This window comes from uncultured Faecalibacterium sp., assembly GCF_900066275.1.
In the GTDB taxonomy this organism is placed as follows: Bacteria; Bacillota; Clostridia; order Oscillospirales; family Ruminococcaceae; genus Faecalibacterium; species Faecalibacterium taiwanense.
In genome coordinates this window covers 30,317-54,843 of sequence record NZ_FMFG01000006.1, presented here as the reverse complement: position 1 = coordinate 54,843, position 24,527 = coordinate 30,317, and the positions used below count along the sequence as shown (strand labels likewise).

Below are 24,527 nucleotides of genomic sequence, written 5' to 3'. Positions count from 1 at the left end.
ATTGCGGCTCACCCCTCTGAACGCGCCATAATGTGGATCTCGTTGGGGCCGATGCGCATACCAATGGTCTCACCGGGGGTGCAGGCGCGGGTGGAATGGATCAGCCATTCGCGGCCCTCGCACTCCACATGCATCTCAAAGTGGACCCCCTTGAAGATGACATCGTTCACAACGCCGACAAGCTGGCCTTCCACAGGAGAGACCACCTCGATATCCTCGGGGCGCACCACTACCTGCACGCTCTGCTCGCGGGCAAAGCCGCGGTCCACACAGGGGAAGTCCACGCCGGAGAAGGACACCAGAAAATCCCGGTGCATCACGCCGTCCACGATGTTGGAATCGCCAATGAAGTCTGCAACAAAGGCATTCTTCGGCTCATTGTAAATATCCTCCGGCGTGCCGATCTGCTGCACCTTGCCGCCGTTCATGACCACGACGGTATCGGACATGGTAAGGGCTTCCTCCTGATCGTGGGTAACATAAATAAAGGTAATGTTCATTTCGCGCTGCAGGCGCTTCAGCTCCAGCTGCATCTCCTTGCGCAGCTTGAGGTCCAGTGCGCCAAGGGGTTCGTCCAGCAGAAGGATCTCCGGCTCGTTCACCAGACTGCGTGCGATGGCCACGCGCTGCTGCTGGCCGCCGGACATCTGGCTGATGCTGCGGCGCTCGAAGCCTTTCAGGCCAACAACTTCCAGCATGTTGCGCACCTTGCGGCGGATGGTCTCTTCGTCCATCTTTTTGAGCCTCAGACCGAAGGCCACGTTCTCGAACACGTTCAGGTGCGGGAACAGTGCGTATTTCTGAAAAACGGTGTTCACCGGGCGCTTATAGGGCGGCACGCCGGTAATGTCCTCACCTTTCAGCAGCACTTTGCCGGAATTGGGCTCCAGAAAACCTGCGATCAGACGCAGGGTGGTGGTTTTGCCGCAGCCGGAAGGGCCCAGCAGCGTTACGAACTCTTTGTCATGGATGTCGAGGTTCAGCCCATCCAGAATGCGCTGACCGTCAAATTCCACTACGATATCCCGCAGTGAAACGATCACCGAGTTGTCCATTTTTTTACTTTATCCTCCTTGTAACTCAGATACGAAAAAAGACAGGGCCATGCCCCATCCCTCGTACCAGGGCGACCCAGCCCCGCACAACATCCATGACGACCGGAGAACCTGCAAAAGCAGGCTCTTATATTGCGCAGTTATTCTGCCCTGTCTCGTCTATCTTAATCAATCTTTGCTGAAATGTCAATCACTCTGCCAATGTTTGCCGAAGCTTTACACGCCGCAACAAAAAAACATGCGCCGCAGCGGGCTTTCCGCATACGGCGCACAAAGGTTTTTATTCCGCTTTTAAGGCAGCGGCCGTTATCAGAAGGGCCTGCGCAGTGTCAAGGTCAACCGCATAGACGGAACTGTCCCCCTCCACCATCATCCAGCAGCCGTCTGCATTTTCGGCGTAGTGGAGGGTCACGGTCCTATCGGCAGAGGCGGCCCGCACCGTTGCAAGCGGTGCATCAAAGCCATAGGCCGAAGGGTCGGCATCCGTGATTTGTGCGGTCACATAGCCTGCCAGAGCGGAGAGGATGCTCTTCACCTTGCTGTCGTCCAGATCGGCAGAGGGTTCATCGGCCAGCCGCCACACGGTCTGATAGGTGGTGGAATCGGCCGCACTTTCCGAGGAAGCGTCCTCCGAATCGCTCTCCGCTTCCGCAGGCTCAGAGACTGCATTCAGTGCAAGGGTGCCGCTGCCCGTCGTAATGGAAACACTTTCCAGCGCGGAGGCTGTCAGTCCCGCCGGGTTGAACGCGCCAAAAAGGTCCGCTTTGGTCAGCTCAAAGCAGGCCGCCTTGTTGCCAGAAACGGTGTACATGGCATCGTCCCCTGCCTTCTGCACGTACAGATCTCCTGTGACCGGGTTCTCGGTGCCAAAGGCAAAGGTGTTCGTCTCGCCTGCCGCCGTCACCGTGACCGTAACAGCCGGATCGGCAAGGCCGTAGTCCTCGCCAGGCTGAGCCGTGAGCTGACGTTTGGCGTTCAGGGATGCCAGCGCCGTGACCATGGTATTGCAGGCAGATGCATCCAGATGATAGTCCGGGTCATCCGCCAGCGTCCAGCTGCCGGAATCGTAATTTAGGGTAAGCGTTTCGCCGCCATAGGCATACCGGATGCTGGTCACATTGCCTGCCGCAAAAGAAGAAAGCAGGATGCTGCCCTCTGCGGCGGCGCTGGAAGCAGCTTCTTCTGCGGCATTGCTGCGGCTGACAAACCACAGCAGCCCGCCCAGCACAAGCACCAGCACCAGAAGCACCGCAAGGGTGCGCTGTTTTGTTTTCATGGCAGTGCCCCCTTACCTGCGGCGGCGCAGCAGCACCTCCACAGCACCTGCAATGAGCACTGCTGCGGGCAGCACGAATACGAACACCATGCCCAGCGTCATGGATGCGGAAGCCGGGACCGTGATGGGTGCAGCTTCCAGTGCTTTGGTGTCGATGAGCAGGCTCTGCCCTACCAGCGAAGCGGCACAGCCCTGCAGGAAGGTCAGGTTGCCCGGGATGGACTGGTACACCTGCTCGTTGTCCATGTTGGGGCAGCCGATCCAGATCACCTCGGCACCGGTGGATTCATTGCGCGCCCATACGGCCAGCGAGAACGGGCCGTCGGTATCGCCGGCTTCCTTTGCGGAAGAAGAGCTGGCATCAAAGTCCTGCTTGCTGTAGGCATCCTCGGTGGTATACAGCAGCGGTTCCGCCGTCACATCGTCTGTCTCGGTAATGGTGATGCCCTGTGCCACCGAGAGCATCACATGGGTGCTCTGATTCACGCCGTCCAGCGCGGTGCTTTCGTCGGCGGCCGCATAGTCCGGGAACAGCGAGTACGGGTAGCCGTACAGCGCGTGGCCCGCATCGCCCTCCACCACAAGGCCCGGCTCACGTGCAAGGCCGAACTGTGCCATCACTGCATCCAGATTGGGCGTTTCGGTATAGCCGCTGGTGGTCAGCAGCACCTTGCCGCCGTTTTCCAGATAGGCCTGCAGCTGCGCGATCTCATCCACAAGGCCGTCAGCTGCAAAATCCGAAGCGGGGTCGCTGATGATGAGCAGATCACAGTCCTCCGGAATGGTGCCGGTGAGCAGATCCAGCGGCTGGGCATCGATATTCTGCGCCTTGAGCGCCTCGGTCAGCGAGGAGGTAAGCGCCTGCTCGCCGTGGTTGGTGGTGTAGTAGGCATGACTTTCTGCTGCGGCAGTCAGCTTGTAGATGGCAGAGCTGATCTGCTTTTCGCCGCCAAAGGTCACGTTGGCAGCGCCAGTGGTGTAGTAATCGGAGTAATCGTACTCGTAAAGTTCGGCGGCGTTCAGCACTTCGCTGTTCTCACCGCTGACCACGATCAGACTGCCGGTGGATGCATTCTCTGCGCCGTACTGCGCTGCAAAGGTCGGGTAAAGCGCCGGGTCCTTCTGCTCCCAGTGGAAGTGACCGCTCTCGTCGGCGTAGTGATCCAGCAGCTTGGTGATAATGGCATCCTCGCTGCCGGTCTCACAGAGATAATAAACGGTCACGTCCTGATCCAGGCTCTGCATCAGCTGCCTGGAGCTGTCGCCCAGCGTGTACATTTTGGCGGCAGAGAGGTCGAACTCGGTGTATTTTTTCGGGATGGCCCCCACCAGCAGATTGATCAGCACGGCCAACACGATGGCTGCTGCCAGAATGGCCGTGGAGTACAGCCCATTGCGGAACACCTTGCCGTTTGCGGAGGAAGAAAATTTGAAATTTTTCATGTTGTTCCCCTCCCCTCAGTTCCAGCGGCGCTTTTCCAGCCCCTGCGCCGTGAAGAACAAAAACAGCATGGTCACGGTCAGGTAGTACACCAGCGTCGGGATGGAAAAGCTGTTGTTGACAAACTCTTCAAACGGCGTGAACAGGCACAGCCCGCTGAGCACCGCGCTGAACGCTTCGGTCAGCCAGCTGCTCTGCAGCAGGAACAGTGCCGTCAGCACCACACAGCAGCCCGCAAAGGTCAGGCAGCCCAGCGTAAAGCTGCGGGTACGCAGGCCTGCCACCACACTGAGCACTGCCGCAATGGCGGTGAACAGGGCCAGCGCCACTGCGCTGCCTGCGGTGAACATGCTGCGCAGGTTGGGCATCATGTAGGCCAGCAGCAGTGCGGCAACACCTGCCACCGCAGCAATGATTTGATTCTCGGTCAGGCTGGAAAGAAACACGCCAATGGCAATGGCGGCGCAGCCCATGAGATAATAGCACAGCAGAGCGGCCAAGTTTGCCAGCGTGGCCGTGCCGGTGGCACCCAGTGCGGCCAGTACAAGGATCATGACCGCATCGGCAAGGCACGGCAGTGCAAAGATGACGCACAGGGCAAAGAATTTGCCCAGCACGATCTCCCACACAGACACCGGGCTGGTAAGCAGCAGCTGATCGGTGCGGGTGCGGCGTTCCTCTGCAAAGGAGCGCATGGTGAGCACCGGGATATACAAAAGCAGCACAAACGTGGTGCGGTAAAGCGTGTAATAGCCAAAATCCGTCAGGCCGTAGCCCAGATTCAGGGCAACAAAATAGATGGCCGTTGCCGCCAGCATAAAGGCGGTGAGCACGTAGCCGATCATGCCATGAAAGCTGCTGCGGACTTCGCGTTTGAAAATGGCGGTCATTCCGTTTTCTCCTCCCCTTCATCCGATGGTGTTTCAGACTCGTTTTCGGTCAGTGCAAGGAACACTTCCTCCAGCGTCCTGTTTTCCGCTGCCAGCGCCAGCACCGTGCATCCGGCCTGCGAAAGGGCGCGGGACACCTCGGCGCGGCGGTCAGAAGCATCGGCACTTTCTGCGGTAAAGGTCACCTGTCCGTCGGCCTCGGATTCGATCTCCACCTTGCGGATGCCCGGAATGGAGCCGACTGCTTTCAGCACGGTCTTCCCCCCGCCCAGAGCGGTAGCGCGCAGACGGCTGCCGGGGTTCAGTTTTTCGGCCAGCTGTTCCGGCGCACCCACCGCCACCAGATGCCCCTTGGAAAGGATCAGTACCTGACTGCACACTGCCTGCACCTCGCTGAGGATGTGGCTGGACAGGATGACCGTGTGGCTTTTCCCCAGCTCCCGGATCAGTCTGCGGATCTCGATGACCTGTGCAGGGTCAAGGCCCACGGTAGGCTCGTCCAGAATGATGAGCTGCGGCGCGCCCAGCAGTGCCTGCGCAATGCCCACGCGCTGGCGGTAGCCCTTGGACAAACTGCGGATGAGCCGGGGCAGCACCTCTTCCAGCCCGGTGCGGCGGGCAGCTTTGCACACCTGTTCTTTGCGGTCGGCCTTCTTTTTGATGCCTTTCAGCTCTGCAGCAAAATCCAGATATTCCTGCACCGTCATTTCCGGGTAGAGCGGCGGCTGCTCGGGCAGATAGCCCACACAGGCCTTGGCCTGCTGGGCCTGCTCCGGCAGGCTGAAGCCCGCCACCTTCACTTCACCGGAGGTGGGGGCAAGGTAGCCGGTGAGGATATTCATGATCGTGGACTTGCCCGCGCCGTTGGGGCCGAGCAGGCCGAAGATCTGGCCGTCGCCCACCGTAAAGGACAAATCTTCAATGGCAGGGTGCGTGCCATACTTTTTGCTCAGATGCGATACTTCGATCACAGCAAACGCTCCTTTTTCATCTAGTTCAATGCTGGTATATTTTAGACCGAAAATGTGTAAAAAATAAGACAATCCTGTGGTGGGATGCAAAAAGAATTCTTAAGAATGATTAAGGCCGCCCTTTCATATGCCAAAAAGGCAGCAAAAAAGCACCGTCTCCCAAAGGAAACGGTGCTCAGAAAACCATAATTACTTACGGCCGAAACGCTTGTTGAAGCGCTCAACACGTCCGCCGGAGTCAACCAGCTTCTGCTTGCCAGTGTAGAAAGGATGGCACTTGGAGCAAACTTCGACGTGGATCTCAGGCTTGGTGGAACGAGTCTTAATGACGTTGCCGCATGCGCAGGTGATGGTGCAGTCAACGTAGTTCGGATGGATACCCTGTTTCATTCTTTTCACCTCATTTCTGGTTCTGACTTATTGGGGCCATATTATAAATGTATGTGCCCATCACAACCTTCAATATCGGCTACCCCGTCGAGCGGCCTTGGAAACGATTGCCTTACTATTATAGCACGATTCCGACAGAATGCAAGAGGGAAAATAAAGTTTTTCAATCCATCTTCCAACTGACGGTTTTTTACTTATTTATAAATATCTCCCCGGTTTCCGGCTTTTGTTACACAGACCGTGACGATTTCTTCCTTCACCATGTAAACGATCCGGTAGGTTCCCACGCGCAGGCGGTAATATCCTGCCTGCCCTGCCATTGGTTTGATGTCCCCATCTTCCGGAAGTTTCGCAATTGCGGCCATGATCCGCATACGCTGCGGAGCAGGCTGTTTTGCAATAAACTTCAGTGCAATTTTATCGATCTGGATGTTCCACTTCACAGTGAGACCCCCAGTTCTTTGCAGGCATCCTCAAAGCTTACAAACTGGCCCTTTTCAGGGTCGTTCTGATAATCCTCCAGAAGCTTCGCACAATATGCATCATCTGCTGCTTCATCAGCATCCGCCATCAAAAGGCCCTGCATATAGGCCACAACATAAGCCAGTTTATATTCCGGCAGCTTATCCGCCAGAAGTTCCATCTGCTCTCTTGTGCTCATGGTATACGCCTCCATTCTGGCTCCATTATACGGGTTTTGATTTCTTTTGTCAAACAAAATCTTTTTGCACAGCGTCAAAAAAAGTCCCCTGCACTTTCATGCAGAGGACTTTAACGGTTTTACCTTACGCCGTCAGGCCATCAGTGGATGAACACAGGACCCAGCGGGTTGGTGATGGGGCTGACGTAGCCGCCCAGCAGCTTGGGGATCGCCAGGCTGATGTCGGGGATGAAGGTCAGCAGCAGCAGTGCAACGAACATGCACAGGTAGAACGGCAGAGTCGCCTTGACGACCTTTTCCATCGGGCGCTTTGCAACGGCAGAGCCGATGAACAGCACAGCGCCGACAGGAGGAGTCAGCAGGCCAATGCCGCAGTTCAGAACCACGATGATACCGAACTGGATGGGATCGATGCCGATGGAGGTTGCGATGGGCAGCAGGATGGGAGTAGCGATCAGGATGATGGGAGCCATATCCATGATGCAGCCCAGAACCAAGATGATCAGGTCGATCAGCAGAGCGATGATGTAGGGGTTATCGGTGACGCTGGTGATGGCATTTGCAGCCAGATCCGGCACATGCAGCATGGTCAGGCAGTTGCCGAAGACTGCAGAGGTGGCGATCAGGATCAGCACGATGGACAGAGTGTTCACGCACTCATCCAGTGCATGCCAGACACCCTTCCAGTCCAGACCCTTGTAGACGAACACCGACACGAACAGAGAGTAGATAACTGCAATAGCTGCAGACTCGGTAGCGGTGAACACACCGCCAACAACGCCGAACACAACGATAATAACAGCGGCCAGTGCCCAGATGGAAGTGCCCAGCTGCTTAACGAAGCCCTTGATGCTGAACGGAGAGCCCTTGGGGTAATTCTCCTTGACCGAGATGATGTAGGAACCGATCATCAGGACGATGGCCAGCAGAGCACCGGGCAGATAACCTGCCAGGAACAGGCTGCCGACCGAGATGCCGCCGGCAGTGGTGGCATAAATGACCATGTTGTGGCTCGGAGGAACCAGCAGACCCTCGCAGGAGGAGGTGATGGTAACAGCAGTGGAGAAGTCGGCATCGTAGCCCTGATCGACCATCATGGGGATCATGATGGAGCCGATGGAAGCGGTATCTGCAGATGCAGAACCGGAAATACCGCCGAAGAAGTAGGAAGCAACGATGTTGACCATTGCCATGCCGCCGCGCATCCAGCCCACGCAGGCATCAGCCAGAGCGATCAGCTTTTCAGAAATGCCGCCGGAGCCCATGAGTACGCCCATGGTGATGAAGAACGGCACGGCCATCAGGCTGAAGGAAGAGATGCCCTTGACCATCAGACGGCAGACATCGGTCAGTGCCTGACCCTGCACCATCATGCACAGCACGCTGGAAAGACCAACGGCGTATGCAATGGGGAAACGCAGGAAGATCATTACAAAGAAGCTGACAAGAAGGACAATGATTGCCAGTGTCTGAACTGTCATATTACACTTCCTCCTTTACAAAAATGCTCTTGATGTGGTTGTACAGTGCCTCGATCTCGAAGATGATCATGGCAACACCGGCCAGCGGCACCGGGAAGTACATCCAGAAGCGGCTCAGCCAGGGCATGGACACGTAGAAGCCGCGGCCGCCCAGAGTGGTGGCATAGTTCCAGCCGACCACCATCATGATGACACCCAGAATGCACACGGCAAGATCGGCCAGAATATCCAGCACCTTGACGGCGATTTTGGGCAGATACACGTCAAACGCAGTCATGCGGATATGGGCACCGCGGCGGATGGCCAGAGCAGCACTCAGCACGGCCATGTAGCTCATACAGGTCAGCACAACCTCTTCCGACCATGCCGGGTCCGGGATGAACGAGACGTAACGACCAATGACCGACATGGTAGTGATGAGGATATCTGCGATCAGCAGCAGCTTGCAGATAAACAGGACCACTTTGTAGGTGATGTCGTACGCCGGCTTGATCTTATCCAAAGTGGTAAAGATTTTCGGCATATGAATTCCTCCATATAAAAAGCCCGGCAGGTCTGCGGGCGTATCCCGTAGTCCCCCGCCGGGCTATGTACTATCTCAGAACAGGAAAGGCTTTTTCAATTATGCCTTCATGTCCAGCAGCTGCTGATACAGCTCAGCCTGATCGGAGGTGTTCTCGCTGATGACCTTCTGGCAAGCTTCCTGCCAAGGTGCCTTATCGGGAACATCCACGACATTGCAGCCGGAGCTCTTCAGCTCATCCAGAACCTTGTTCTCAGCGGTCTCGGACAGGTCTGCATTGAAGGCCTGCGTATCAGCACCGGCCTCCATGATGGCAGCCTGCTGGTTCTCGGTCAGCTTGCTCCATGCGTTATCGGTGATAACAGCCTGAATAGCGCCCAGAGTGTGGCCGTCCAGGATCAGGTTGTTGGCAACCTCGGGGAATGCATTGGACTTGTAGTTTGCGATGGGCTGCTCAGCACCATCCACAACGCCGGTCTGCAGTGCGCTGTACAGCTCACCGAAGGAAACGACGGTGGGGTTAGCGCCCAGACCCTCGACCATGCCGTTCATAACGGGGTCGTTGGACACGCGCAGCTTCAGGCCCTTGAAATCATCGATGCCGGAGACCGGGTTGACCGTGAAGAAGTGACGGAAGCCCTCTTCGCCGTAGAAGACACCACGAACGGGCAGGCCCAGCTCCTGAGGCTCGTTCAGGAACTCAGGTGCCAGATCGCTGTTGGCGAAGTTCCAGAAGTGTGCGCGGTTCTCGAAGGTGAAGGGGATGGACAGCAACTTGGACTTGTTGCAACCGTAGCTGGTCAGTGCAAAAGCGGAGATACGGCTCATATCGATGGAGGTAGAACCGCCCAGGATTGCGTCCAGAACGTCGTTCTCAGAACCCAGAACGCCGGAAGCCTGCACGTCGATGACGACGGAACCGCCGGTCAGCTCCTCGACCTTCTCCTTGAAGTGGGTAGCGGTCTGACCAACGATGGTATCCAGCGGGTTGACCTCGGCGTAGACCAGAGTCACCTTGGGATCGTTTGCAGCAGCAGTAGCATCACCAGCAGCAGAAGCTGCGGTGGAAGAAGCTGCGGTAGAGGTGGAAGCAGCAGCAGAATTGCTGGAGCCACCACATGCGGTCAGAGCCAGAGCAGCGGCGGAAACACCGGCTGCTGCCAGAAAGCTGCGACGAGTGATCTTTTTCATAATAAATCGTCCTCCTTAAATCTCCCGAACAGCACGGTCTGCACAGGACCCGCATGCCGTTCATTTACTGTACACACTTTAGCAAATTTTTTTAAACGAAACAAGGGCTTTCAAAAAATGTCCTGTTTTTTGAAAAAATGTCAGAATTTCTTTTGTGAAAAATGCCAAGTGCTTTGCTTTTTGTTTGTGCACCTTCGCCTAACAGATGGATACATTTCTGTATTCCAGATAGAAGCAAAGCGCTGGATGCCCTTCCCTTTGGGGTTCAGAGCACACAGCGCTTTGCCGGTTCTTTATTCTGTTTTCCTGATTTCTTTGCCCATCTTTTCCGGGCTTTGCTGTGGGGCTTATGCCTGCCGGATGCGGGCGATCAATTCGCCCTGCTGGGCAAACCGATCATACATCGGCTGCACAGCAGCACGGAACCTTGCCTTTTCTTCTTCGTCCAGCTCTGTCACCTCAATGCCTGCTGCACGCAGATCACTTTCCGATTCCGCCTCCTGCTGCGCCCAGAGCCTGCGCTCCACCTTGGCGCTCTCCCGGGCACACAGGCGAATGATCTCCGGGTAGCGCTCGTCCAGTGCGGCCAGTTTTTCCATCACAGCAGGGCTTGCAAGCTGCACCTCCGGCACGCGGGTGTGCTCATCCTTTAAAAAGTAAGGTGCCACCTCGTAGTGACCCATGGCTTCGTAGCTGGGCCAGTTGTTCTCTGCGCCATCGATCTCACCGTTGTGCAGGGCGGCATACACCTTGCTATACACTACCTTTACCGGCTTTGCGCCGAGGTCGGTGATCATTTCGCTCATCATGTCCGATTCCTGCACGCGGATGGTCAGGCCCTGCAGATCTGCAAGGCCTGTCACCTTCTGCCGGGTGTAGATGCTGCGCACACCGGCATCGAACCAGGAAAGGCCGGTCAGCTCCAGCGACTCCAGCGTGGAGAGGAACTCGTCGCCGATGGTCCCATCCAGCACCCGCCACATCTGGTCGGCATCGGTGTAAAGATACGGCAGCTGCAAAACGCTCAGCGCCGGCTCGTACTCTGCCAGCTGGCTGAGGGACACACGGGAGAAGTCAATGCCGCCGAACTGCATCTGCTGGATCACGCTCTGCTCCGCGCCCAGCTCTCCCCCGCTGTACACCAGCACTTTCACGCGGCCATCGGTGCGCTGGGCTACAAGGTCTGCAAAGGCCAGCGCTGCCTGCGTAGTAGGATAATCCTCCGGCTGGTTCTCCGCATAGCGCAGGATCAGCTCCGCCCCCGGCTCGTCCTGCACCGGCTGATGGCCGCAGCCCGCCACCGGCAGTGCCAGCACGGCTGCGCCGAACAGGGCGGTGAGCATCTGACGGCGGGTCACAGGCGGGCCTCCCGTGCAGCCTTGGCCGCTTCCCTGCGGTACTGGGTGGGGGTCATGCCGGTGCGTTTTTTAAAGGTGCGGGCAAAATAACTGGAATCCTCGTAGCCCACCATGGAAGCTACCTCTGCTGCCGAACGGAACGGGTCGGTGAGCAGCTCCTTGGCAGCGTTGATCCGCAGTTCGGTCAGGCAGTCCAGAAAGTTCATCTTCTGGTACTTCTTGAACTGTGCCGAGAGATACGCCGGGCTGATATGCAGGATCTCGCTCACACTGTCCAGCGAGAGGTCGAACATATAGTTATCCTCCATATACTTGCGCACATGGGCCATGACCAGTGCATTGCGGTCGTTCTCCCCTGCTTCGGCGGCATCGCTCTCCGGGTCAGCTTCCGGCTCCGGTTCCACCGGAGCCAGCTCCGCAAGGCGGCGGCCCGCCTCGATCTGACGGATGGCCTTGCGGATGGAAGCTTCCACTTCGTCCGGGTTCACCGGCTTGAGCAGATAATCGCAGGCACCCAGATGCATGGCCTCGTGGGCGTACTGGAACAGACTGTAGGCTGTAACAAAGATCACCTTGCACTCCGGGCGCTGTTCCAGCACGGCGCGGGCTGCATCCAGACCGTTCATACCGGGCATCTCAATGTCCATCAGGATCAGGTCTGCGCCCCACAGCACCGCCGTATCCGCTGCCTTGCGGCCGTTCTCGGCAGTCTCGATGGTCACTTCGTGCTCAAAGCGGCGGGCCACGATGTCCGCCAGCGTTTCCCGTTCCAGTGCTTCATCATCCGCGATCAACAGACGAATCATTCCTCAAACTCCTCCTCATTCTCCACCAATGGCAGATACAGCACCACCGCCGTACCGCGTCCCGGATGGGACCGTATCACAAAGCGGCTGTTCCGATCCAGCAGACGCAGGCGGGCCGCAACATTATAAATGCCGATATGCTCCCAGCGCTCACCGGGCTGGCTGAGCGCCCCGCGCAGCTGTCGTAATTGATCCAGCTGGATGCCCACGCCGTTATCCACCACGCGGATGCACAGCAGTCCCTTCTCCCGCAGAGGGTTCACGCGGATGCGCACCACACCGCCCTCCTCTTTGGGGCAGATGCCGTGCTTGAAGGCATTTTCCACAATGGGCTGTAAAATAAAGGACGGCACCATGGTCTCGGTAAGATCCAGCGAATCGGAAATGCGCCACTCCATACGCACCCGCTCACCAAAGCGGACATGGTAGATGGAGTAATATTCATCCACGATGCGCACCTCACGGGAGAGCGGCACCTGTTCATCGTTGCTCATCAGGCTGTAGCGCAGCAGGTGCGAAAGCGCCATGATGAGCGCCTGCGTACGGTAGGCCGTCTCGGTACCGGCGGTCTGCTGGATCACATTCAGGGTGTTGAACAGAAAGTGCGGGTCGATCTGGCTGCGCAGCTGCTGCAGCCGGCTGCGCTCCATGCGGTTCTGCAGCTCCAGTGCTTCGGTCTTCTGGCGGTGCAGCTCCCGCTCGATCTCGTTTTTCTCCTGCAGGGTGGTCACCTGCTGGGCCATGGAGTGCTTCATGATGTTGAAGGACTCGGCCAGCTGAGCGATCTCCGGCTGCTTGGGCAGCGGGATGTCCGGGGTGTCGAACTCACTTTTGCCAATGGCGCGGGAGGCAGCGATCATCTGCTGCACCGGCGTGAGCAGACGCATGACCATCAAACCGGTAACGCAGCCCAGCGCCACGCACAGCGCCACCACCACCGTCTGCAGCATGGTGATGCGCTCGTTCAGGGCCGAGATGGTGGTGTAGGTGGTCTGGGAATCCTGAATGGCGGTTTCCAGCAATTGCAGGGTGTACTGGCTCAGGTAATCGCCGCAGGGCACCACCTTTGCATAATACAGCTGGGAAGCTGCGGCATCGTTGCCGCTGAGCAGGTCGTTTTCCAGCTCATCCAGCAGGCCGGTGTAGGTCTGATAGACCGTATCCACTGCGCTGTAGAGCACCCGCTGCTCATCGCTGACGCTTTCCAGACTGTTCAGGCTGGTACCGATGCGCCAGAGCCATGCGTTGCAGGTGGAAGATGCCGACTGCAGCCGGTCAATGATCTCCTCCGGCTCGCTGTTCTCCCAGCGGTAGTTCTCCAGCACGGAGATAGAGCTTTCCACACCGCCCTGAAAGCGGCTGATGGCGTTGAAGCAGCCCATCTGCGCGTCCTGTACTGCCTGCACTGCTCTGGACTGGTAGCCATTGAGCGTGAGCTGCATGGCAAAGGCCGCAAAAAATGCTGCCAGACACAAGCCCATGCGCTGCTTGAGGGTGATCTGCCGCTTGCGGTGCTGCAAAGCCTGCCGCCTCCTTTCGTTTGGTAACGATTTATTGTACCACGCTTTGGGCCGGATTGGCAAGGTTTGCATGTTTTTCTCTTGCCTAAACCGCGCAATTGTGGTACGATGCCTGTAAATACAAAGGAGGCGACTTTATGTCCCAGACCATCTCCGTTTCCACCACCATGGGTGAGCAGGGCTTCCGCGATTTTGCCGTGTTCGATGCATTCCATCACCGCAAAGCATGGCTGCGTCCCGCTGTTTTTGCCGCCATCATGCTGGCTTTTGCCGCCGTCTGCCTTTCGCAGCTGGGCAAGCGCCCGGGTGCCGGGCTGCTGGCTGCTGTGCTTGCCATTGTGGGCATCGGCCTGCCGGTGAGCTACTTTTACTCGTTCTTCCGCAGCGTTTCCCGGCAGATCAAACAGATGCACCTGCCGCGTGCCTTCTACCGTGTGGAACTGGCCGACACCGGCATTGCTGTGTGGATGTACGGCCAGCAGGACAAGCCCGAACCCACCAGCCGCCACACATGGGACAGCTTTTACTGCGCCTACCGCACGGACAATGCGGTGTACCTCTACGTAGAAAAAGAGAAAGCTTACTTACTGAACGACCGCATGGAAGTGGTGTGGAAGTTTTTGGCCGGCATCCTGCCCAAAGAAAAGCTGCACGACTGCAGAAAAGGTTAATCCCAAAAAATATGCACATGCAAAAAAGAACTGCTGACATTTCGTTCAGCAGTTCTTTTCTTTTATAAAGACCCACGCTGCGGCAAAGCAAAGCGCAGCGCGGGTGCGAAGATAGCTTCTGTTATTGCGTCAGCCGATCAGCGGGCCAGCGTATACTTGTGCAGGGTCTTGCGCACAGCGCCGGGGCCTGCAAACAGTTCCTTGGCCATTGCCTCGATCTTCTCGCCCAGACCAACGGCATACAGATCCACGCCGAACACGTCAACACGGCTATACAGCTTCTTCAGGCAGCTGAAGTCCTGCTCGCCTTCCTTGACCTCCAGCGGAGCCACGATGGCCTGCAGCTCAGCCAGCAGCGGATCGCTGGAAGGCTCAAAGGCCTGACCGTTGTCATCGATGCCCTTCAGGTAGCGGGCGTAGCCTGCCAGCACCAGCGGGATCAGGATCAGGTTGCTCTTGTCCAGACCGCGTGCCTCGTAGGCCTTGATGGTCTCGCCAAAGCGGATGGCCAGCTTCTGGGAGGTATCGGTTACGATACGCTGGGGAGCATCCGGCATGAAGGGGTTGGGCAGGCGGCGGTTGATGACAGCGCCGATGAACTCATAGGGGTTCAGCACGCCGGGATCAACGACCACAGGCATGGCCTCGATATAGCCGATCTTCTGGATGAAAGCACGCAGGTCTTCATCGGCCATCTCGGCGGAGATCAGGGTGTAACCCAGCATGCAGCCATAGATGGACATGGCAGTGTGCAGCGGGTTCAGGCAGGTGCACACCTTCATCTTCTCGATCTTGTCCACGGTCTCGCGGTCGCAGTACAGCACACCGCCCAGCTCCAGCGGAGGACGACCATTGGTGTAGTGATCCTCGATGCACAGGTACTGGGTCTCTTCGGCGTTGACGAAGGGAGCGGTGAAGGTGTGCTTCTCGGTGACGATGGTGTAGTTGTCCTCAAAGCCGTCGTCGGCCAGCATCTGCTGGACCTTGGCATCCGGGCGCGGGGTGATCTTGTCGATCATGCTCCACGGGAAGGTGATCTTGGTCTCGTCCTGCACATAGGCCAGGAACTCGGCGGGCACCAGACCCTGCTCCACCCACTTGGCAGCATAGGTGTGGACAGCGTTCTTGACCTTATCGCCGTTGTGGGAGCAGTTATCCATGCTCTGAACGGTCAGGGGCAGCTTGCCGGCCTTGAAGCGCTCGTACAGCAGAGCAGTGACCTTGCCCATGGCCAGCACGGGGGTCAGGCCGCGCTCCAGATCAGCAGGAGCAACGCCGTAGCCCTTCTCAGTGATGGTGAAGGAGATCATCTGCAGGCTGGGGTTCTGGAAGATCTCCACCAGACGTGCCCAGTCCTCGCCGAAGGAGTAGTCAGCCTTCAGGCTCTCGGTAACGGAAGCCACCACCTTCTTCTCGATCTCGCCGGTGGACTTCAGGCAGACCAGCAGGCTCATATTGTCGTAGGGACGATAAGCCTTGTCGATGATCTCGTAGTCAAAGCTCTCGGCCACGATGACACCGCGGTCATACTTGCCGGTGTTCAGCGCATCGTTCAGGATGGCAGCCGGGAATGCACGGAAGATATTGCCTGCGCCGAAGTGCACCCAGGTGGGTTCGGCGTGGGTCTTGGCCTTGACAGCCTCGATATCGAATTTGGGCAGCTCATAGCCCTTCTCTGCCCACTCGGCGGACAGATTGCCGTTTTTGATCTCAGACAGCTTCATATTTATCAGCCCTTCTTTTTCTCTTCATCCAGACGATCCAGTAGATCCCAGACACCCAGCATGTACTGAACGCCCAGAGCACGGTCATACTTGCCGTAACCGGGGCGGCAGTTGCCGGGGCCTTCCTCCCACAGCTGACGGCCGTGGTCGGGACGGATGTAGCCCTCAAAGCCGCAGTCATGGTAAGCACGCAGCACCTCGATGATGCCGGTCTCGCCGCAGCAGTCGCGGTGAGCAGCCTCGGAGAAGTCGCCATTGGGGAAGTGGTGGATGTTGCGGATGTGACCAAAGGCAATGCGGTCGCAGTGCTTGCGCACGATCTCGGCACAGTTGTTGTTGGGGTTTGCGTTCAGGCTGCCGGTGCACAGAGTCAGGCAGTTGTACGGATCATCCACCATGCTCAGGAAGCGGTCGATGCTCTGGGCATCCACCAGCAGACGGGGCAGGCCGAAGATATCCCAAGGGGGATCATCCTGATGGATAGCCATTTTGATGCCGCACTCATGGCAGGTGGGCATCAGTGCTTCCAGGAAGTACTTCAGGTTTTCCCACAGCTTTTCCTTGGTGACAGGGGCGTAAGCCTTGAACAGCTCGTCCAGCTTTGCCATGCGCTCCGGCTCCCAGCCGGGGAAGGTCATGTTATACTTCTCAGTGAAGGACATGATGTACTCAGCCATAGCCTTGTAATCGCCCTTGATCTTGTCCTTCTCGTAGAACAGTGCAGTGGAGCCGTCGCCCACGGGGTGGAACAGATCGGTACGGGTCCAGTCGAACACCGGCATGAAGTTGTAGCAGATGACCTTGACACCGAACTTGGACAGATTGCGGATGCACTGCTTGTAGTTCTCGATGTACTTGTCGCGGGTGGGCAGGCCGATCTTGATGTCATCGTGGACATTGACCGACTCGACCACGTCCATGTCAAAACCGTAAGCGTGGATCTGATCGGCTACCTTCTGGATCTCGTCGATCTCCCAGATCTCGCCGGGCATCTTGTCGTGCAACGCCCAGACGATGCTGGTCACGCCGGGAATCTGCTTGATGTCGCTCAGGCTGATGGGATCGTTGCCCTCGCCATACCAGCGCCAACCCATTTTCATAGGCATAGGAAAATCCTCCTGTTTTATATTTTCTGCTTTGCATTTTCCGCGCAGCCGTGTGCCGCGCTCTTGTACTTATATTCTAGTATATCAGTTGCGTTTTTTCAATGGTCGCTTTGCCGGTTTTTAATGTTTCTTCTTGTATACTTTAGACAAAAAGAACAAAAATCCGTCGGACATTACCCGCCCGACGGATTTTCACACGATTCAAAATGCCGGTTTCAGCGTTTCAGCTTCTGCCGGATGGACGGAGCCAGCACATCCTTGAAATATTCAAAGGTGTCCAATTCCAGAATGGCAGAGCCTGTCAGATAAATGCCCAGACCAACCACCACCTGAATGATCACCGTCAGCAGATCCGGCAGGTGCAGGAAAATGACCAGATACATGCACAGGCCCGCGCCCGCTGCCAGCAGCAGGGTCGGCAGGATATCACGCATCTGTTCCAGATAGCCATAGCCGATCAGCTTTTTGTTGAGCTGTGCATCCAGGATCTGGGTCACAATATTCGTGATCAGCATACCATATGCAATGGCCTCGACGCTGACACGGAATGTTGCCAGCAGAAGAAGGATGCACACCCCTTCGTTCAAAAGCTGACATTTCAGGTAAAGATCGCTGCGGCCCACCGCCTTGGCTGCATTCAGGTTTGCCGTGATGATCGGCCAGCACACATACCCCAGACAGAACACCCTGAGGAACAGCACACAGGGCAGCCACTTCTCGGTGAGGATCAGGCGCACCAGCGGTTCGGCACAGAACGCAGTGCTCATCATCACCGGCGCAATAATATAGGTACAGGTCTTGATGGAGCGGCGGGTCATGTTCTTGACCTGCGCACGGTCATCCTGCAGTGAGGACATGACCGGGAACAAAACGCTCTCAATGGAAGTATCCACGCTTGACGCGATATTATAAGTCAGGTTATCGCCCTGATTGTAATACGCCAGATCCGCCGAGGTGTACATCTTGCCGATGATCAGGCTGCGCAGGTTGTTGTAGATGACGCTGCTCAGCGACGAGGCCAGCAGCTTCCAGCCATAAGAGAGCAGCCCTTTCAGGTGCTGCCACGAAAACTCCATCTTAGGCCGCCAGGAGGACAGCTTCCACAACACCAGCGTGTCCACCGTGATATTGGATACCTGCTGCACCACCAGCGCCCAGACTCCAAAGCCCATATAGGCAAGGCCCAGACCCAGGACCGTGGATACGATCGCGCCCGCAAAGGCGGAATAGAAAAAATACTGGAACTTCATGTTCCGGGTCACATGCGCCTGCTGGATCGTTTTGATGCCGCAGACCGCCACTGTCAGGCTGATGCCGCGAAAGATCGGGGTCATGCTGGGGTCATTGTAGAAAGCAGCCAGATACGGTGCCGCCACGAACATTCCCCCATACAGCACAAAGCTGATCACAATGCTGAAAAAGAACGCCGACGAGTAATCCAGCTCGTCCACTTCCTTCTTCTGCACCAGCGCGGTGCCAATGCCGCAGTCCAGCAGGACATACATGATATTGTTGAACACCGTCACCAGTGCCACCTTGCCGTAATCATCGGGTGTAAGGATGCGCGCCAGAAGGATGGACACCACCGCTGAGATCAGCTGCACACCGCACCGCTCTGCAAAGCGCCAGAAAAAACCGTTTACAATAACATTTTCTTTTTTCTCGTTCATTCCTGCGTCCACTCAAATTCCTTTCAAAAAACCGGTCGGTCTGCACCCTGCGCAGAAATGCATTTCCGCCGTATCCTTATCATCTTCTTCCCTGCTGCCAAAACAACTGAGCAGAGATAGTTAGTTTTATAATATCACACCCATCCATGCATTTCAACCAACATATTCTTAAGAAATGACGGCCCAAAAATTTCATTTAAAAAGAGAAAAAGCGCTTGACTATCTGCCGGGAACGTGGTAATATATTCAAGCAGTCCGCATCACGGTCTTTCACCTCAGAGATTTCAGGGCTGCGAAAACAATACGGTATGCGAGGGTGGCGGAACTGGCAGACGCGCACGTTTGAGGTGCGTGTGGTTTATCCTTGGGGGTTCGAGTCCCCTCCCTCGCACCAAAAACCAGTACACATTGTGTGCTGGTTTTTCTTTTTGTGCGAGGGAGGGAACCTCGAACAAGGCGGCGGCATTTATGCCGCAAGCAATCAGCCCAGTGCAACAACGATGACCGCAGCCTGCGGCTGAAACAGGGAGGAGTTGTTGGGGCCGCGTTCTGATTTTTCAAAGCCCTGCCAAGGGGCTGCGGAAAAATCAGCTAACGCAACCCGTTGCTGTTGCTTAGCCTGCGGGTCCCAATCAATAGGAATGTCTATCAGGGGTGTACTCATTTTGTACCGGTTTCTTTTTGTGCGAGGGAGCAGACCTCGAACAACACGATTTATTATATAAGAAAGCGCGATGAATTCTGAGAACTCATCGCGCTTCTTCTCTTATGCGGGTAGTGGGGGTCGAACAACAAAAAATGATTGAGTAACGTCAAAAGCATATCTGCAACGCGCCTAAGCACTTGCTAAAAGGGTAGTGTGGTTGGCTTGTAGTCCATGTATTTTGCTACGTTTACAAAAAAGAGTGTTACCAAAACTGTTACCAGAGTCAGGCCTGTGCCTTTTTGAATGCCGCGGTGGTAGCGGCAGCAAGATCTTCCCTCTGACCGTCAAGCTCGTGTCGATACACTCCGGCAGTGTCCATGTTCTTGCTGTGACCGACCAGCATCTTCAGCTGGCTGTCGGTCAATACGCCTGATTCAATGCTGACGAAAGTGTGCCTCATCTCATACAGCGTGACCTGAGGCTCAATGCCATTGTCACGCTGGTACTTCTTCCAGCGCTTGAATAAAGCTCTCTGGTTCGGGATCTGGAACAAAGGGGTGGTATAGTTCAGCGGGATATCGGAAGCCTTCAGCAAGGCTACCTGCGCTTCGTAGGCCTCATGGGCTTCCTCGCCCATGTCAAATGAGCGAATGGCGTTTTCGTTCTTGCCGGTGGTTTCCTCATCCAACCGGTTGATGCTGCGGCGCAGATTGACCGTGTTCCCTTTGACGTCACCATACCAGAGCCCTACAAGTTCACCGGGGCGTACACCTGTAGCAACTGCAAACCGGTAGGCATAGATATACTCGTCAAAGACCAGCTTGCCATAGTAAAGGCGAGTGTCCACATCAAACAGAACTTTCAAAGCGGTCGGCTGTAAAATCTTTTTCTTCCCCATGCGGGCATTCTTCGGGATAGACAGCTCAGGGAACATCGTACTGTACCTGTTCCGGCGGCACCATTTCAAAAAGCTGATCTCCGTTGAGCGGATCGTCATAATGGTCTTGCGGCTCAAAGGCTTGTCGCTTGACCTACGCTGACGCTCCTTTTTAAGGCATCGCTTTTTGAAAGACATATTGATGGCTTTTTGCAGATCGCCTTCGGTCAGCTCGTCAATGCGGATGTCCCCACAGACAGGCAGAATATAGTAATCTCCGTATTTCTTGCACTGCTCAACATAGGATGTGCCGCAGGTGAGCTTCAGCTCTTCCACCCACTCTGAATAAAGGGCGCTGACCTTCTTTTTTCCATCTCTGATGCTATCATCAAGCCATGCATCCGCTTTTGCGTTTGCTTCCCGCTGGCCGGTGCGGCCCGGCGTACTGCTGTAAAACCGTTTGCGGGTGCCGTTCTTCTGCACCGCGATGCACCAACGCTTTTCCTTCTCGACCCAAAACGCTGTGTTCGTTCTCTTTTTCATCGTTCTGCTCCTTTCGGTTGAAATTGCAAAAGCATCAAATTTTTTGATATTTGTTGACAGCAACAACCGTTTGATGTAACATATGGTTGTGAGCAGTTGTTTTGTGAGCTTTGGCGAGGTCAACAAAACAAAAAATGGAACCATGGAGGTAACACGCAGATGCAGGATAAAACGGCTGTTCTCGGAAACACCCCGGGTGTTGAGGAGGACGAGCGATACATTGAAAAGGCGTACAGAACTCTCTCAGAGGATAACCGCAAAAAGCTGGAAGTATACGCTGCCGCGCTGCGAAGAACCCAGCTCGCACATGAAGGGACTGATTGAAACGGTTCCTTTATACATTGGCCCTTCGGCTTTGCCGATGGGCTTTTGCTTTAATAGCGAACAAAGAACGGGATCTGCATTCAGCAAACCCCGCTCTTACAAGTGAATGATATTCTACGCCACATGGCACCCCGTCATTCCCGGAGGATAAACATAGAACGAGGATTAACTTTTGTTTTCTTTTTCAAACTGAGCTTTGAGCAGTTCGTACATATTGACCATTGGAAGCTCGATTTTTCCATGATTAAGAACCATAGAGGACATAACCTCCATTTTTGAACGGGCAATGCCATACACCGCTGCAGAGCCGTTGAACCACAATTTTGTTTCAAAATCTTCGTCAGGTACGCTCTTATCAATCATAAACTTGCCGTGTATAACCATGTGATACTTGCAGGAAGCTTCTGAGCCATCCTGCAATGAATAAACGCCGTCAAGAATGAGCCTGACATAAGCAGCCTTCTTAGAAGGATCATCAATTGGAACTTGCTCACTGATAGAAACGGAGAGCTGATGCGTTAATTCACACTGCGACACAGCATCAATGATATTATTATCAAAAGAGCATTCCGTAAGAAAGCTTCCAAGATACTGAATGTCAGCTTCAAACTGCTTTGCATCCATTGTGTGCACCTCCGGTTGGCTTTTTAGGTGTTTCAGGGAACCGAATCAACCTTGACGAAGAAAAGTCAGGCGTTTTAAAAGCTGTGTTGTTTGCAGCATCAGACTTCACATTTTCAGGTTCGGTGGACATGATTCTTTCATCGGGCTTCAAAGGGCACTGTACCGACAGCCCCAAAGCATCGGCAATGTCAATCAAAGTGTCGATGGTATAGTTGCAATCCCCGCTTTCCCAACGGGAAACAAGGCTTTGTTTTACCCTCATTTTATCAGCAAGATCTTTTTGCGTCCAGCCTTTTGCCATGCGGGTGTCGTGTATCATTTGCTGAATTTGGATATTTACAACGGCCTTTGCAAGTTCGGCAGTAGTCATGTTTTTGGCTATGGCAGCGATAAGGTCAGACAATGTTGTTCTATGAGACATTTTCATTCTCCTTCCATAAGTTCTGCAAAACGCGTTTTAGCAATAGGTGTGTGGGTACTGTATTCAGTGTTTTTGTGTCCTTGTCTTTCGTAGAAAGAAGATAGCAAGTATATTAAACCATCTTTATAAACAAAGAAAACCCGAAGATTTGAAATTCCAAGTTTGAACCTCATAGCACAAAGGTTCTTTTGCCCTGCCAAATGTTCGATCGGTGCACCCGGAGGGCCAATTGCGGCTTCCCCATTTTCCACAAGCTGTTGAATATACGATGCTAAACGTTTGAAAAACTTATCCTCTGAACCTGATTTTGCAAGTAAGCCAGCAAGCTCATCTCGGAAAACATCATGAACAATAACTGAATTTCCATATTTTGCAAGCAACATCACTAGTTGCAGCAGTGTTTCAAGATCATTCAATATAACCACATCCTGTCTGCGCCTATGCTATTATATCACTTATAAGTGATATTTACAACACTTTTATACACTTTTACACTATTATTATAGTAGGATGTCTGTACTTTACGGCTTTTCTTTCCCTTGTTCCTGCCCAAGCAGGAGCAGCTCTGCATACTCTCTCAGTTTCCGTATACTTTCGGCATTCAAGCCCTCCATCAGGCGGTCAACGTCTGACTGGGGGGCTTTTTCTTTTTGCTCAGGGGCAGCCGGGGCTGGTACAGGGGAAGGATCATCGGTTTCACCGTTGAGGTATGCTGCGCTGGTGTTCAACTCTGCAGCCCACACCTCAAGGATTTCGGGCTTCACCTTTTTGGTGCGCTTGAGGTTGCTGCCAGCTTTTGACGGCAGGCCAACAAGATCATAGAGGTGTGACTGCATCTTCCCCTGCTTCTTGCACAGGTCGTAAAACCTATCATACTGGAATGTTCCATAATCGTCACTTATCTGCATGTCACTGTCTGTTGCAGAAGGATCATCCGTCTTTCCAAGAAGGTAGTCAACAGACGTTCCAAGCGCTGTTGCAAGTGCAGGGAGGTACTTCACAGGGACATCTGCATCGCGGCTTGTTGCGTTTGCCAGATATCCTGAGCTTTTTCCGATAGCTTGGCTGAGAAATGAAATGGATACTCCATTCTTGTCGGCAAGATCGCGAATCCTTGAAATGTTCCCCATAAATAGCACCTCGCAATAAAGAAATTAACGAAGAATAAAAAAATACGAAAAAATAATAGAAAACTATTTACAAAATAATTGAAAAGTAGTATACTAACAAATGAAAAGAACAGTTATCCTACATAAATAATACTACTATATCAGTAAAAAATCAACAAGCGAGGTACAAAACGATGAAGAAGCTGAACATTACTTACGACACCGCAGAGATCGAGAACGGCGAGATGATCGTCGGAGAGACCTGTTCCACCGTCAAGATGCAGGACGCGCTGGCAGAGCAGCTGTTACACGACCCCGGCTCCTGCGGGGTCATCGATATGGTACACCTCGAGTTTCTGCTCCAGCACGTGGAGATCCTGCAGGGCCGGAGATTCGTGGACGGCAGTATCAAGCACTATGAACTGGTGAAGGAGGACTGAATATGAACGCACTTTCTATTAACATCCCCGCCAACTTTGTTGCAGACTGCAATAACACCTTAGCGCGGTACTACGCCGCCCAGACCGATACCGAGCGCCGGGCGGTCCTTGACCGTCAGACTGTTGAAGGCCTGTGGTGGGCAATCAAGTTCGTCAGCAAGCTCTGCACCCCCTGCATGAGCGACAGGGAGCTGAAGCACGCAATCCGTCTCACTCACTTCCGTGGCTCTGTATGCCCGGAGTTTAAGGCTTGAGAGGAGGGCTAAGGAATGATGGACGTTTACGAGAGCGCAGCTCGGGGCAGGCGCACCCGGGAAGTAGCTGATGCGGACAGCGTTAGTTATGTTGTGCCCACAAGGGGTTACAACTGGTTCCGCTGGAAGGTATGCCGCCGGTCTGGCCAGTGGATTCACGGCGCGGAAGCCGAGACGCATTGCGATGCACTGCAAGTCTACGCCAATGGCGCATGGCACCCGGTCGTTTCTTTTGCTTACGGTTATATGGGCCCGGCGGCTGACTACACCGTGGCCGGCGTGAAGATGTTTAAGGAGGTCTGAACGATGAAAATTTTCAAACAGGATGCACGCACAGGTGTTTCGTGCGGGGTGAATAACTTTGGTGAAGTGTTTTGCGGGAACGATCGTTCGGGTTATACCCTGCCGGACACACCGGAGAATCGGGAGTATGTTCTGGTCGATTTTGATTTCTGGACACAACCCGCCTGATGATGGCTGCCCGGCAGCAGCCGAAACCATCCCGGTGACTTCACCGGGATGGTCGCGGGATCCACCGCACAACACAATAATTTT

At 54.9% G+C, this 24,527-nt stretch carries 29 protein-coding genes and 1 tRNA gene; 7 read left to right on the top strand and 23 right to left on the bottom strand.

Features of this window, described 5'->3' with window-relative positions; translation table 11 throughout:
• Nucleotides 1–8: 8 nt before the first annotated feature.
• From potA to QZL71_RS03895, 14 genes are all read right to left on the bottom strand, one after another.
• The gene (gene potA, locus QZL71_RS03960; protein ID WP_097774916.1) at nt 9–1,055 is read right to left on the bottom strand and encodes a spermidine/putrescine ABC transporter ATP-binding protein; all 1,047 of its coding nucleotides are present in this window, start codon (nt 1,053–1,055) and stop codon (nt 9–11) included.
• 280 nt (nt 1,056–1,335) lie between these two features.
• Entirely contained in the window at nt 1,336–2,331 is a 996-nt protein-coding gene (locus QZL71_RS03955; RefSeq protein ID WP_294647864.1) for a DUF4340 domain-containing protein, read from the bottom strand.
• A gap of 12 nt (nt 2,332–2,343) precedes the next feature.
• On the bottom strand, nt 2,344–3,774 hold the full coding sequence (locus QZL71_RS03950; RefSeq protein WP_294647863.1) for a Gldg family protein: 1,431 nt from the start codon (nt 3,772–3,774) through the stop codon (nt 2,344–2,346).
• A gap of 15 nt (nt 3,775–3,789) precedes the next feature.
• On the bottom strand, nt 3,790–4,662 hold the full coding sequence (locus QZL71_RS03945; protein WP_097774913.1) for an ABC transporter permease: 873 nt from the start codon (nt 4,660–4,662) through the stop codon (nt 3,790–3,792).
• Complete coding sequence (locus tag QZL71_RS03940) at nt 4,659–5,633, bottom strand: ABC transporter ATP-binding protein (RefSeq protein WP_097774912.1); 975 nt, start codon at nt 5,631–5,633, stop codon at nt 4,659–4,661. The genes QZL71_RS03945 and QZL71_RS03940 overlap by 4 nt, the downstream gene beginning before the upstream one ends.
• A gap of 189 nt (nt 5,634–5,822) precedes the next feature.
• A complete protein-coding gene (gene rpmE, locus QZL71_RS03935) occupies nt 5,823–6,023 on the bottom strand; it encodes a 50S ribosomal protein L31 (RefSeq protein ID WP_005937210.1) in 201 nt (66 codons plus the stop codon).
• 194 nt (nt 6,024–6,217) lie between these two features.
• The gene (locus QZL71_RS03930) at nt 6,218–6,466 is read right to left on the bottom strand and encodes a type II toxin-antitoxin system RelE family toxin (RefSeq protein WP_120079614.1); all 249 of its coding nucleotides are present in this window, start codon (nt 6,464–6,466) and stop codon (nt 6,218–6,220) included.
• A complete protein-coding gene (locus tag QZL71_RS03925) occupies nt 6,463–6,684 on the bottom strand; it encodes a hypothetical protein (protein ID WP_120079670.1) in 222 nt (73 codons plus the stop codon). Before QZL71_RS03925 ends, QZL71_RS03930 begins: the two co-directional genes overlap by 4 nt.
• A gap of 140 nt (nt 6,685–6,824) precedes the next feature.
• Complete coding sequence (locus QZL71_RS03920; RefSeq protein WP_005937207.1) at nt 6,825–8,165, bottom strand: TRAP transporter large permease; 1,341 nt, start codon at nt 8,163–8,165, stop codon at nt 6,825–6,827.
• Between the two features lies 1 nt (nt 8,166).
• The gene (locus tag QZL71_RS03915) at nt 8,167–8,688 is read right to left on the bottom strand and encodes a TRAP transporter small permease (protein WP_097774911.1); all 522 of its coding nucleotides are present in this window, start codon (nt 8,686–8,688) and stop codon (nt 8,167–8,169) included.
• 99 nt (nt 8,689–8,787) lie between these two features.
• Complete coding sequence (locus QZL71_RS03910; protein ID WP_097774910.1) at nt 8,788–9,879, bottom strand: TRAP transporter substrate-binding protein; 1,092 nt, start codon at nt 9,877–9,879, stop codon at nt 8,788–8,790.
• A 347-nt stretch (nt 9,880–10,226) separates the two neighbouring features.
• Nucleotides 10,227–11,237: a TRAP transporter substrate-binding protein gene (locus QZL71_RS03905; RefSeq protein WP_294647861.1), complete on the bottom strand. Its 1,011-nt coding sequence runs from the start codon at nt 11,235–11,237 to the stop codon at nt 10,227–10,229.
• On the bottom strand, nt 11,234–12,043 hold the full coding sequence (locus QZL71_RS03900; protein ID WP_005937194.1) for a response regulator transcription factor: 810 nt from the start codon (nt 12,041–12,043) through the stop codon (nt 11,234–11,236). Before QZL71_RS03900 ends, QZL71_RS03905 begins: the two co-directional genes overlap by 4 nt.
• Nucleotides 12,040–13,563: a sensor histidine kinase gene (locus QZL71_RS03895; protein WP_242959329.1), complete on the bottom strand. Its 1,524-nt coding sequence runs from the start codon at nt 13,561–13,563 to the stop codon at nt 12,040–12,042. The genes QZL71_RS03900 and QZL71_RS03895 overlap by 4 nt, the downstream gene beginning before the upstream one ends.
• 137 nt (nt 13,564–13,700) lie before the next feature.
• On the opposite strand from QZL71_RS03895, the gene QZL71_RS03890 reads away from it, so the two are divergent.
• The gene (locus tag QZL71_RS03890; protein WP_294647860.1) at nt 13,701–14,234 is read left to right on the top strand and encodes a YcxB family protein; all 534 of its coding nucleotides are present in this window, start codon (nt 13,701–13,703) and stop codon (nt 14,232–14,234) included.
• A 137-nt stretch (nt 14,235–14,371) separates the two neighbouring features.
• Here the strand turns inward: QZL71_RS03890 and QZL71_RS03885 are convergent, their stop codons facing one another.
• The 3 genes from QZL71_RS03885 to QZL71_RS03875 all read right to left on the bottom strand — a co-directional run bounded on the left by QZL71_RS03885 (nt 14,372) and on the right by QZL71_RS03875 (nt 18,734).
• Nucleotides 14,372–15,958: a mannitol dehydrogenase family protein gene (locus tag QZL71_RS03885; RefSeq protein ID WP_294647858.1), complete on the bottom strand. Its 1,587-nt coding sequence runs from the start codon at nt 15,956–15,958 to the stop codon at nt 14,372–14,374.
• 5 nt (nt 15,959–15,963) lie between these two features.
• The gene (gene uxuA, locus QZL71_RS03880; RefSeq protein WP_005937183.1) at nt 15,964–17,064 is read right to left on the bottom strand and encodes a mannonate dehydratase; all 1,101 of its coding nucleotides are present in this window, start codon (nt 17,062–17,064) and stop codon (nt 15,964–15,966) included.
• A 215-nt stretch (nt 17,065–17,279) separates the two neighbouring features.
• Nucleotides 17,280–18,734 (bottom strand): lipopolysaccharide biosynthesis protein, encoded by a 1,455-nt coding sequence (locus QZL71_RS03875; RefSeq protein ID WP_097774909.1) that lies wholly within the window; start codon nt 18,732–18,734, stop codon nt 17,280–17,282.
• Nucleotides 18,735–19,044: 310 nt separating this feature from the next.
• Here QZL71_RS03875 and QZL71_RS03870 point away from each other — a divergent pair.
• Nucleotides 19,045–19,128: transfer RNA gene (locus tag QZL71_RS03870), tRNA-Leu, on the top strand.
• Nucleotides 19,129–19,215: 87 nt separating this feature from the next.
• On the opposite strand, the gene QZL71_RS03865 is transcribed toward QZL71_RS03870, so the two are convergent.
• Nucleotides 19,216–19,398, bottom strand: a complete 183-nt coding sequence (locus QZL71_RS03865) for a hypothetical protein (protein WP_294647855.1) — start codon at nt 19,396–19,398, stop codon at nt 19,216–19,218.
• A 265-nt stretch (nt 19,399–19,663) separates the two neighbouring features.
• On the bottom strand, nt 19,664–20,800 hold the full coding sequence (locus tag QZL71_RS03860; RefSeq protein ID WP_294647854.1) for a tyrosine-type recombinase/integrase: 1,137 nt from the start codon (nt 20,798–20,800) through the stop codon (nt 19,664–19,666).
• 159 nt (nt 20,801–20,959) lie between these two features.
• Between QZL71_RS03860 and QZL71_RS03855 the strand changes: the two genes are divergently transcribed.
• Nucleotides 20,960–21,124, top strand: coding sequence for a hypothetical protein (locus QZL71_RS03855; protein ID WP_223387702.1), 165 nt, complete (start codon nt 20,960–20,962; stop codon nt 21,122–21,124).
• A 165-nt stretch (nt 21,125–21,289) separates the two neighbouring features.
• Here QZL71_RS03855 and QZL71_RS03850 read toward each other — a convergent pair whose 3' ends face one another.
• The 4 genes from QZL71_RS03850 to QZL71_RS03835 form a co-directional block, all read right to left on the bottom strand.
• Nucleotides 21,290–21,748: a hypothetical protein gene (locus tag QZL71_RS03850; RefSeq protein WP_005946607.1), complete on the bottom strand. Its 459-nt coding sequence runs from the start codon at nt 21,746–21,748 to the stop codon at nt 21,290–21,292.
• Nucleotides 21,729–22,169, bottom strand: coding sequence for a helix-turn-helix domain-containing protein (locus tag QZL71_RS03845; protein ID WP_044954352.1), 441 nt, complete (start codon nt 22,167–22,169; stop codon nt 21,729–21,731). The genes QZL71_RS03850 and QZL71_RS03845 overlap by 20 nt, the downstream gene beginning before the upstream one ends.
• A gap of 2 nt (nt 22,170–22,171) precedes the next feature.
• Nucleotides 22,172–22,585 carry a hypothetical protein gene (locus tag QZL71_RS03840; protein WP_044954351.1) on the bottom strand — a complete coding sequence of 138 codons (414 nt, stop codon included), beginning with the start codon at nt 22,583–22,585 and terminating at the stop codon, nt 22,172–22,174.
• A gap of 105 nt (nt 22,586–22,690) precedes the next feature.
• Complete coding sequence (locus QZL71_RS03835; RefSeq protein ID WP_294647852.1) at nt 22,691–23,299, bottom strand: helix-turn-helix domain-containing protein; 609 nt, start codon at nt 23,297–23,299, stop codon at nt 22,691–22,693.
• A gap of 173 nt (nt 23,300–23,472) precedes the next feature.
• Here QZL71_RS03835 and QZL71_RS03830 point away from each other — a divergent pair, with 173 nt between their 5' ends.
• From QZL71_RS03830 to QZL71_RS03815, 4 genes are read left to right on the top strand one after another with little or no spacing between them, the layout of a single operon-like run.
• The gene (locus QZL71_RS03830; protein ID WP_294647850.1) at nt 23,473–23,718 is read left to right on the top strand and encodes a hypothetical protein; all 246 of its coding nucleotides are present in this window, start codon (nt 23,473–23,475) and stop codon (nt 23,716–23,718) included.
• 2 nt (nt 23,719–23,720) lie between these two features.
• A complete protein-coding gene (locus QZL71_RS03825) occupies nt 23,721–23,972 on the top strand; it encodes a hypothetical protein (protein WP_294647848.1) in 252 nt (83 codons plus the stop codon).
• A gap of 15 nt (nt 23,973–23,987) precedes the next feature.
• A complete protein-coding gene (locus tag QZL71_RS03820) occupies nt 23,988–24,275 on the top strand; it encodes a hypothetical protein (protein ID WP_294647846.1) in 288 nt (95 codons plus the stop codon).
• 3 nt (nt 24,276–24,278) lie between these two features.
• Nucleotides 24,279–24,443, top strand: coding sequence for a hypothetical protein (locus QZL71_RS03815; protein WP_294647843.1), 165 nt, complete (start codon nt 24,279–24,281; stop codon nt 24,441–24,443).
• The last annotated feature ends 84 nt before the right edge of the window (nt 24,444–24,527 follow it).

Excerpts from the sequence above, each read along its gene's own strand:
- potA (WP_097774916.1), bottom strand. The coding sequence starts at position 1,055 with ATGGACAACTCGGTGATCGTTTCACTGCGGGATATCGTAGTGGAATTT.
- QZL71_RS03955 (WP_294647864.1), bottom strand. The coding sequence starts at position 2,331 with ATGAAAACAAAACAGCGCACCCTTGCGGTGCTTCTGGTGCTGGTGCTT.
- QZL71_RS03950 (WP_294647863.1), bottom strand. The coding sequence starts at position 3,774 with ATGAAAAATTTCAAATTTTCTTCCTCCGCAAACGGCAAGGTGTTCCGC.
- QZL71_RS03945 (WP_097774913.1), bottom strand. The coding sequence starts at position 4,662 with ATGACCGCCATTTTCAAACGCGAAGTCCGCAGCAGCTTTCATGGCATG.
- rpmE (WP_005937210.1), bottom strand. The coding sequence starts at position 6,023 with ATGAAACAGGGTATCCATCCGAACTACGTTGACTGCACCATCACCTGC.
- QZL71_RS03925 (WP_120079670.1), bottom strand. The coding sequence starts at position 6,684 with ATGAGCACAAGAGAGCAGATGGAACTTCTGGCGGATAAGCTGCCGGAA.
- QZL71_RS03920 (WP_005937207.1), bottom strand. The coding sequence starts at position 8,165 with ATGACAGTTCAGACACTGGCAATCATTGTCCTTCTTGTCAGCTTCTTT.
- QZL71_RS03915 (WP_097774911.1), bottom strand. The coding sequence starts at position 8,688 with ATGCCGAAAATCTTTACCACTTTGGATAAGATCAAGCCGGCGTACGAC.
- QZL71_RS03910 (WP_097774910.1), bottom strand. The coding sequence starts at position 9,879 with ATGAAAAAGATCACTCGTCGCAGCTTTCTGGCAGCAGCCGGTGTTTCC.
- QZL71_RS03900 (WP_005937194.1), bottom strand. The coding sequence starts at position 12,043 with ATGATTCGTCTGTTGATCGCGGATGATGAAGCACTGGAACGGGAAACG.
- QZL71_RS03890 (WP_294647860.1), top strand. The coding sequence starts at position 13,701 with ATGTCCCAGACCATCTCCGTTTCCACCACCATGGGTGAGCAGGGCTTC.
- QZL71_RS03885 (WP_294647858.1), bottom strand. The coding sequence starts at position 15,958 with ATGAAGCTGTCTGAGATCAAAAACGGCAATCTGTCCGCCGAGTGGGCA.
- uxuA (WP_005937183.1), bottom strand. The coding sequence starts at position 17,064 with ATGCCTATGAAAATGGGTTGGCGCTGGTATGGCGAGGGCAACGATCCC.
- QZL71_RS03875 (WP_097774909.1), bottom strand. The coding sequence starts at position 18,734 with ATGAACGAGAAAAAAGAAAATGTTATTGTAAACGGTTTTTTCTGGCGC.
- QZL71_RS03865 (WP_294647855.1), bottom strand. The coding sequence starts at position 19,398 with ATGAGTACACCCCTGATAGACATTCCTATTGATTGGGACCCGCAGGCT.
- QZL71_RS03860 (WP_294647854.1), bottom strand. The coding sequence starts at position 20,800 with ATGAAAAAGAGAACGAACACAGCGTTTTGGGTCGAGAAGGAAAAGCGT.
- QZL71_RS03855 (WP_223387702.1), top strand. The coding sequence starts at position 20,960 with ATGCAGGATAAAACGGCTGTTCTCGGAAACACCCCGGGTGTTGAGGAG.
- QZL71_RS03850 (WP_005946607.1), bottom strand. The coding sequence starts at position 21,748 with ATGGATGCAAAGCAGTTTGAAGCTGACATTCAGTATCTTGGAAGCTTT.
- QZL71_RS03845 (WP_044954352.1), bottom strand. The coding sequence starts at position 22,169 with ATGTCTCATAGAACAACATTGTCTGACCTTATCGCTGCCATAGCCAAA.
- QZL71_RS03835 (WP_294647852.1), bottom strand. The coding sequence starts at position 23,299 with ATGGGGAACATTTCAAGGATTCGCGATCTTGCCGACAAGAATGGAGTA.
- QZL71_RS03830 (WP_294647850.1), top strand. The coding sequence starts at position 23,473 with ATGAAGAAGCTGAACATTACTTACGACACCGCAGAGATCGAGAACGGC.
- QZL71_RS03825 (WP_294647848.1), top strand. The coding sequence starts at position 23,721 with ATGAACGCACTTTCTATTAACATCCCCGCCAACTTTGTTGCAGACTGC.
- QZL71_RS03820 (WP_294647846.1), top strand. The coding sequence starts at position 23,988 with ATGATGGACGTTTACGAGAGCGCAGCTCGGGGCAGGCGCACCCGGGAA.
- QZL71_RS03815 (WP_294647843.1), top strand. The coding sequence starts at position 24,279 with ATGAAAATTTTCAAACAGGATGCACGCACAGGTGTTTCGTGCGGGGTG.